This window comes from Actinoplanes sp. NPDC048791 (assembly GCF_040650095.1).
Lineage (GTDB): Bacteria > Actinomycetota > Actinomycetes > Mycobacteriales > Micromonosporaceae > Actinoplanes.
Genome location: NZ_JBEZGQ010000547.1, coordinates 1 through 5,715, shown reverse-complemented (window position 1 = coordinate 5,715; position 5,715 = coordinate 1). Strand labels below are relative to the sequence as shown.

The window sequence follows — 5,715 nt, the reverse complement described above, 5'->3', positions numbered from 1 at the left end:
CGCGCCGATGCCGATCACGATCAGCGCCGCCGTGGCCCGTTCGCCACCGGCGGCCTTGGCCGCCCGGCCGTCCTCGCGTTCGACCGGGACCAGCCACAGCGCGGCGACCGCGCCGGCTGCGGCGAAGACGAACGCCCACCGCCACCCCAGGGTCAGAGCCACCACCGGTACGGCCGCGCCCGCGAGCAACGAGCTGACGGGGATCGCCGCCTGTTTCACGCCGAACGACAGGCCCTGCCGCCGGACCGGTACGTGCCGGGACAGGCTGGTGTTGCTCGCCAGCTGGCCCATGGCGTTCGCGCCCGCGCCCAGGGCCAGGATCGCGATGAGGCTCCACAGTGAGCGGGCCGCGACCGCGATCGTCAGCAGGGATGCCGCCGCCAGGGCGATGCCGGCCCGGGCGATCGTGGTCGAGCCGTAGCGTTCCACGAGTGCGCCGGCCGGCACGGAGGCGAGTGCGCTGGCGCCGAAGTAGGCCGAGACCGCCAGTCCCAGGCCCGCCGGGCCGAATCCGAGTTCGTCGCTGATCTGGACCGCGAGACCGCCGACGAGGAATACCGGGACCGAACAGGCGATGGTGGTGGTGAGGGCGCTCGTCACGGCCCGCCGCGGGGATATTACGTTCGCGCTGGTCGCGGCGGTTTCGGCGGGGCTGCTCAACGGTTCGGCCATCAGTCGCAGAGTATGCCCGGACCGGCGGAAGCCAAGACGGTGAGTGTTAATGACCACACGTCGCGTAGATATCAGTCATGGTCGACACGCTTCAGGCATTCCGTCGGAGGAAGATTATTCATATGGTGTAAGTCCCCGGCGTCGGAGGTGGCTGTGCGCGACCCCCTGGCGGAGCCGTCAGATCTCATCCGGAGCGTGTCACGCGCCTTGCGTGTACTCGAATCGGTGGGTCGGGCCCCGCGCGGACTCACCGTGAAACAGATCGCTCGGCGATGCGAGCTGACCGTTGCGACGACGTATCACCTTGTCCGTACCTTGGCGTACGAGGGCTACGTGATCCGTCGCGAGGACGGCACCTACATCGTCGGTCTGGAGATCGCGGATCGGTACCGTGAACTGGTCTCCGCCTTCCGCGGGCCGCCCTCCGTCGGTGAGGCGCTGCGCCGGGCCGCGGTCGAGACCGGTTACAGCCACTATCTCGGCCGCTTCGTCGGCGGCCGGATCGCGGTGACCGCGTCCGCCGAGGGTGCCCGGTCGCCGTTCATGGACGACATGGTGCCCGGTTTCGACGAGGGCGGTCACGCCACCGCGCTCGGCAAGGCGCTGCTCGCCACGCTCACCGCCGACCAGCGCGCCCGCTATCTGCGGGACTGGGGCATGCGGGCGTTCACCCCGGCCACGCTGACCTCGCCGGAGGCGCTCGAGGCCGACCTGGCCGCCGGCGAGCGCCGCGGGATGCAGCTGGAGATGGGCCAGTTCCGTCAGGGCCTGGCCTGCGCCGCGGTCAACGTCGTCGCCGACCGGGACATGGAACGCCGGCTCGTGCTGGCCTGCGCCCTGCCGGCCGCCGAGATGCTGACCTCCGCCCGGGTCGTCCGGGCCAAGCTCACCGCCGCCGCCCGCAGCGTCGCCGAAGCCCTCTCCGCGGGGGACGCCGCCACCGCCTGACCTGCTGAACTGCCGGCTTAAGACTCCGTTGAACCGCCCGACCCCACTGCACGTAGTACGGGTTGGAACGCGCGGAGGAGGTCGGCAGGCTTGGAGGATCAGGATGCCGAGCTGTTGCGTGCGCTGCAGGACGAGCACGGGGAAGCGCTGTTCGCGCACGCCGTACGCCTCTCCGGGGGCGACCGGCAGCGGGCGGAGGACCTGGTGCAGGAGACGCTGCTGCGGGCCTGGCGCTACCCGGAAGCGCTCGACCCGGAACGCGGCGCGGTGCGGTCCTGGCTGTTCACCACCGCGCGCAACCTGGCTATCGACGCCTGGCGACGCCGGTCGGTCCGGGTGGGCGAGGTGGTCACCGACATGATTCCCGAGCCGCCGCCCAGCGCGGACGAGGCCGACCGGGCCGTGGAGGCCTGGACGGTCGCGGAAGCCCTGGGACGGCTGTCCCAGAGTCACCGCGAGGTCCTGGTGGAGTGCTTCTACCAGGGGCGTTCGGTGGCCGAGGCCGCCGCGCGGCTGGGGGTGCCGCCCGGCACGGTCAAGTCGCGCACGCACTACGCGCTGCGTTCGCTGCGCCTGGTTCTGGACGAGATGGGGGTGACGGGATGAGATGCGACCACGAGCACGACGACGGCGCGTACGTCCTCGGCGCCCTGTCGCCGGCCGAGCGCGCCGCCTACGAGCGGCACCTGGCAACGTGTTCCTTCTGCCGCGAAGCCGTGGCTGACATCGCTGTCCTGCCCGGCCTGCTGGGCCGGCTCGACCCCGACGACTTCGAGAAGCTGCTCGCCCCTGACCTGCCGCCCCCGCGGTCCCGGCGCAACAGCATGCCGGACCTGGTCATGGCGGCCCAGTCGACCCGACGGGAGGAACGCCGCCGGGTCCGCTGGCGGGTCCTCGGCTCGGCGCTGACGGCGGCCTGCCTGGCGCTGATCGTCGGCATCGGCGCGGTGTTCTGGATGGGCCGCGGTGGCGCGCCGGATCCGTCGGTGCCGGGCCCGACGGTCGCGATGACGCCGGCGAACGAGCGGGTGCCGGTGACCGCCCGGATCAACCTGGCCTCGGCCGGCGGCGGCACCCGGATCAACCTGATCTGCTTCTACAACAAGGGTGACGCGGCGTCCGAGCCGTACACGATCCGGCTGATGGCGTACGGGCCCGACGACGAGAGTGAGCAGCTCGGCTCGTGGACGGCTTCACCCGGTAAAGAGGTCAAGATGTCCGGCCTGACGCACTTCACCGCGGGGACGCTCTCCCGGCTGGCGCTGGTGCGTACGGACGATCGGACTCTGCTCTCCTACGACGTGCCCTGACGGGTTCCGCTCGTCAGCGCGGCGGAAGGGCGGCGGCCGGCTCGGCGGTGGCGGCCGCTGCGGCGGCCGCCGTCCTCCCTTTGGCGGCGGCCCGGGCGCCCCGCAGCCCGTCCACGGTGAAGATGATCAGCGCGACCCAGACCAGCGCGAAGCCGGCCAGCCGAGCCGGCGGCATCGGCTCGTGGAAGAGCAGCACCCCGCAGGCGAGCTGCAGGATCGGCGCGACATATTGCAGGATGCCGATGCCGACCAGCGGCACGCGGTTGGCCGCGGCGGCGAAGAGCATCAACGGTACGGCGGTAGCGACGCCGGACAGCAGCATCAGCACCGTGTGCCAGACCGACACATGCCCGAACTCCGCGCCGCCGGTCGCGTTCAGCCAGCCCAGGTAGCCCAGCGCGGGCAGCGCCAGCACGGCGGACTCGATGAACAGGCCCTCGGCGGGCGGCAGCGCGAGCCGCTTCTTGATCAGGCTGTACGACCCGAAGCTGGCGGCCAGCGCGAGCGCGATGTACGGCAGGTGCCCGTAGTCCACGGTCAGCACCGCGACGGCCAGCGCGCCGAACCCGATGGCGATCCACTGCCACAACCGCAGCCGTTCGCGCTGCACGGTCACGCCGAGCAGCACGACGACCAGCGGCGTGATGAAGTAGCCCAGGGCTGTCTCGACCACCCGCGAAGAGTTGACGCCGTAGATGTAGGTCGCCCAGTTCACGCCGATCAGCACGGCGGCGAGCGTGATGCCGCCGAGCAGCCGGCGGTCGCGCACGATGCGGCCGAGGAAGTGCACGTTGCGCAGGGCGAGCAGCACGAGGCTGACGAACACCACGGACCAGATCACCCGGTGCGCGAGGATCTCCAGCGGCGGGGACGGCGCGAGCAGCTTGAAGTAGATCGGGAAGAAGCCCCACAACGCGTACGCCGTGAGGCCGTACAGATAGCCTCGCCGTTCCTCGCCCATGCCCTCACCGTAAGGTGCCGGCGGCGGGCCCGCTCCTTGCTTATGTTCTAGCTCACCAGGCCAATCGGGCGGTGGCGGCCCACGCTGGGCTCAGTCGTCGCCGCCGTCCGGGACCAGCATGTTGAGCACCCAGCTCACGACGCCGACCAGCAGAGCGCCCAGGATCGCGCTGGGCCAGAAGTTGTCCACGTGGAACGGCAGGTCGAACTGCCCGGCGATCCAGCTGACCAGCAGGAACAGCAGGCCGTTGATGACCAGGGAGATGAGTCCCAGGGTCAGCACGTAGAGCCCGCAGCCGATGGTCTTGATGATCGGCCGCAGCACCGCGTTGACGATCCCGAAGATCGCCGCGACGGCCAGCAGCGTGCCGATCTGACCCCCGAGGGAGTCCGTGGTGAGGCGGATGCCGTCGATCACCACGGTCGCGATCCACAGCGATACGGCGGTGATGACCAGCCGGATGAGGATGCCCATGGCACGGGATGGTGCCATGCCCGGGCCACCCGGCGGGGCGACACTCCCCGATCTTGTCCAGGTCGTTGTCCTCGATCCACCGGCGTCGCTCGCCGGGGCCCGGTCAGGCCGGCCCGATGAGCCGGCCTGGACCCGACCGGGCCTGATCTGCCGGGCCGGGTCAGCCGGGCCGGGTCAGCCGCGGACCGGTGGGCCGATCAGCTGAGCCTCGATCGGGGTCTGGGAGAGCACGGCCCAGCGGACCGCGCGCCGGTTGATCACGCCGACCATGTCGGCGCGGATCTGGGTCAGCCACTTCGCCGCCTCGCCCAGACCCAGGGCCGCGCCCACGAGGGTCGCCTCCTCCGGGCGCAGCGGCTGCACGAGCAGCAGGTCGGCCCGGGACGCCGCGTCGGCGTCGGCCGGGCTGAAGTCGTCGCGGACCACCAGCGTGGCCTGCCAGCCGGCGCCCGGGCGGTTGTCGGCGCCCACCGGGCCGATGTCGACCACCACGAGCAGCGGGTGCAGCGCCGAGCCGGGCGGGATCTCCACGGCCCGGCCCGGCGGGATGACCGCGATCGCCTCGCCGGGCACCGCCGCGCCCCGGACGAACGGCTCCCAGGCCTGCGGACGCGCTGTCTGCACGACCACCCGGGCGCCCAGGGCCATCGCCCGCAACGCCACCAGCTGGGCGCAGCGCACGCCGCCGACCAGCAGCGCCCGGGTCTGCTCGGGCCGGAACAGCCGGGCGATCACCGGCTCACCCTTGCGGTTGCTGCCGATCATCAGGCCGGCGTTGCTGATCGGGAGCTGCAGGTCGTCGAGCAGGTCGGTGCGGGCCACGTCCGGGCTGGGCCGGCCGGGCAGCCCGGGGCTCGTCGGGATGCCCAGCGGCAGGGTGGCGGTCAGCCCGTCGAGGTGCTCGCCGTCCAGCCGGCGGGCGGTGGCGTGTTCGCCGGCGAGCAGCTTGCGCAGCGCCTGGGTGGCGAAGGAGAGGGCCGCGGTGTCGGGGGCGGCCAGCCGGACGGTCAGGTCGGTGGCTGTGTCCGTACCGGTGGCGGAGCGTGGGCCGACGCCCAGCGCGACCGTCGTCGCGGCCGCCGGCAGGGTCAGCAGCCGGGCCACCAGCCGGCGGGAGGTCTCGATGCGCAGGTCGGGCCAGCGGCGCAGCCGGAACGTGGCCTGGGTCAGGCTGCCCACGCGCAGGCCGGGCCAGGTCTCCTGGGCCGCGCCGATGCCGTCGTCGTGGGCCAGTTCCGCGACCACCCGCAGGGCCGCGGCCACGCCGAGCGGCCGGGCCGGCGACGGGCCGAGCCGGCGCAGCAGCTTGCGCACCAGACCGGACAGGGCCCGCCGGAGGTCCTCCTCCGG

Annotated in this window: 6 protein-coding genes and 1 pseudogene; 3 read left to right on the top strand and 4 right to left on the bottom strand. The window is 72.4% G+C overall.

All coding sequences use genetic code 11. The features are described from left to right. The coding region (locus AB0C29_RS30635) for an MFS transporter (protein WP_360827373.1) at window positions 1–672 on the bottom strand (672 nt) is incomplete at its 3' end. A gap of 153 nt (window positions 673–825) precedes the next feature. Between AB0C29_RS30635 and AB0C29_RS30630 the strand changes: the two genes are divergently transcribed. The 3 genes from AB0C29_RS30630 to AB0C29_RS30620 all read left to right on the top strand — a co-directional run bounded on the left by AB0C29_RS30630 (window position 826) and on the right by AB0C29_RS30620 (window position 2,930). Beyond that, window positions 826–1,620 carry an IclR family transcriptional regulator gene (locus AB0C29_RS30630; protein WP_212989640.1) on the top strand — a complete coding sequence of 265 codons (795 nt, stop codon included), beginning with the start codon at window positions 826–828 and terminating at the stop codon, window positions 1,618–1,620. A gap of 90 nt (window positions 1,621–1,710) precedes the next feature. Further along, window positions 1,711–2,226, top strand: a complete 516-nt coding sequence (locus AB0C29_RS30625; protein ID WP_212989641.1) for a sigma-70 family RNA polymerase sigma factor — start codon at window positions 1,711–1,713, stop codon at window positions 2,224–2,226. Further along, window positions 2,223–2,930: a zf-HC2 domain-containing protein gene (locus tag AB0C29_RS30620; protein WP_360827370.1), complete on the top strand. Its 708-nt coding sequence runs from the start codon at window positions 2,223–2,225 to the stop codon at window positions 2,928–2,930. The genes AB0C29_RS30625 and AB0C29_RS30620 overlap by 4 nt, the downstream gene beginning before the upstream one ends. A 13-nt stretch (window positions 2,931–2,943) precedes the next feature. Here AB0C29_RS30620 and rarD read toward each other — a convergent pair whose 3' ends face one another. From rarD to AB0C29_RS30605, 3 genes and pseudogenes are all read right to left on the bottom strand, one after another. Further along, a complete protein-coding gene (gene rarD / locus AB0C29_RS30615; RefSeq protein ID WP_360827367.1) occupies window positions 2,944–3,891 on the bottom strand; it encodes an EamA family transporter RarD in 948 nt (315 codons plus the stop codon). Between the two features lie 90 nt (window positions 3,892–3,981). Then, a complete protein-coding gene (locus AB0C29_RS30610) occupies window positions 3,982–4,365 on the bottom strand; it encodes a phage holin family protein (RefSeq protein ID WP_360827364.1) in 384 nt (127 codons plus the stop codon). 174 nt (window positions 4,366–4,539) lie between these two features. Continuing rightward, window positions 4,540–5,715 (bottom strand): annotated as a pseudogene (locus AB0C29_RS30605) (type VII secretion protein EccE); the annotation flags it as partial.

What these genes read in the sequence shown, in the direction of transcription:
- AB0C29_RS30620 (WP_360827370.1), top strand. Translation starts at nt 2,223, where the DNA reads ATGAGATGCGACCACGAGCACGACGACGGCGCGTACGTCCTCGGCGCC.
- rarD (WP_360827367.1), bottom strand. Translation starts at nt 3,891, where the DNA reads ATGGGCGAGGAACGGCGAGGCTATCTGTACGGCCTCACGGCGTACGCG.
- AB0C29_RS30610 (WP_360827364.1), bottom strand. Translation starts at nt 4,365, where the DNA reads ATGGGCATCCTCATCCGGCTGGTCATCACCGCCGTATCGCTGTGGATC.